At 75.1% G+C, this 1467-nt stretch carries 1 protein-coding gene; it reads right to left on the bottom strand.

Annotated elements, in window-relative coordinates; all coding sequences use genetic code 11:
• Positions 1-1467, bottom strand: a 1467-nt coding sequence (locus ALA01S_RS30985; protein WP_169806060.1) for a type VI secretion system Vgr family protein, incomplete at both ends; no start/stop codon positions are given.

The raw sequence follows: 1467 nt of genomic DNA, 5'->3' as shown, positions 1-1467 counted from the left end.
CGCCCATGGCGCCCTGGCCGCCGGAGCCCGCCAGGGGCTGCTGCACGCGCACCCAGCAGCTGGAGAGGCTGCTGCCCTCGGCCGCGTCCTCGCCGTCCTGGAACTCGTAGCGGATGCGCACCCGGCCCAGCCGGTCGGTGTGCACCTCGTCCGCGCCGCGCGGCGCGGTGCTGCCGTCGGGGCCCACCACGGTGGCGAGCAGGAAGCCGGGGTCGGGTTTGCTGAACGTGCGCAGACCGTCCGCGTCCGGGCGCAGCGGGCGCCAGGGCGTGTCGGCGTGGATCGCCTCGAAGGCATTGGCGTAGCCGCGCTCCCGGGCGCACGCCAGCAGGTCCGGTGGGATCGCGTGCACGGGCAGCACCGGCTCCTGGCCCAGCCGGCTCAGCAGCGCGCGGCTGAGTTGCGCGGGCAGGTTGTTCACGCCCACGTGCAGCACGCGCGTGAGCAGCAGGCAGGCCTCGCGCAGCGGCTCGCCGCTGTCCAGGTCGTGCAGCGGCGCGTCCAGCCGGAATGTGGTGCCGGCGCTGAAACTGCGCACCACGCCCTGGCCGAGCCACCCGGTGCGCCGGGCGTCCATCGCCTCGTGCACCAGGCGCAGCGTGCGCTCGGCCTGGGCGTGGGTGGCGAAGGCCGCGGCGCCGGGGCCGTCGTAACTCTCCAGCGAGGGTGCCTGGGGCCCGCCGCGGTGTGCCGGCGGCGGCATGTGCAGGCCCACGCCGTGGCCGGACGCCTCGCACCAGCCCAGGGTGGAGAGCGTGTCCACCGCGGCGCGGGCGTGGCCGTCCAGGCGCTGCAGGGTGTCGGCGCCGTCCTGCGCGGCGGCGTGCTGGAAGGCGATGGGGGCGCGCTCGGAGGACGGGTCTTGCGGACTGGAAAACCGGCTGTCGGCAAAGAACACCAGCTCCATGCCGGCGGTGCCGTGCTGCAGCCGGTAACCGATGCCGTCCTCGGCCAGCAGCCGCGACATGAAGTCCAGGTCCGTCTCGCGGTACTGCACGGTGTAGGGCCGCACGCCTTGCGCGTGGGCGCCTTGCAGGTGCTCGTGCACGCACGGGCTCCAGCGCCAGCGCGCCCAGGTGGCGTAGCGCGCGAGCAGGCTGTCCACGATCTCCACGCAGCGCCGCTCCTGCCAGGCCTGGCTGCGCGCGCCCATGCACAGGAACCACGGCCAGGGGCGGACGATCAGGCGGTAGCGGGCCAGGGCGCCGTCGCAGTCCTCGGCAATGGCCATGTCCACCAGCCCGCCGCGGCGGTGCTCGCGGCCGTCGGCCAGCAGCGTCACCAGCGTGACGGGCCGCCCCAGCAGGGCGTCCAGGTCCAGGCGCGGATCGTCGGCAAGGCAGCAGATCTCCAGGCGGCCGGGCTCGTCCAGCGCCTCCTCGGCCACCCAGGCTTCGACGCGCAGCGTGGCCAGCGCCTCGTCCTCAGCCTCCAGGCGGTAGAGGCGGCGCTCCTGGTCCATCAGCG

It is taken from the genome of Azohydromonas lata NBRC 102462 (assembly GCF_001571085.1).
GTDB classification, from domain to species: Bacteria; Pseudomonadota; Gammaproteobacteria; order Burkholderiales; family Burkholderiaceae_C; genus Azohydromonas; species Azohydromonas lata.
Note: the sequence above shows the minus strand (reverse complement) of the source record. Positions and strands in the feature narration are given on the sequence as shown.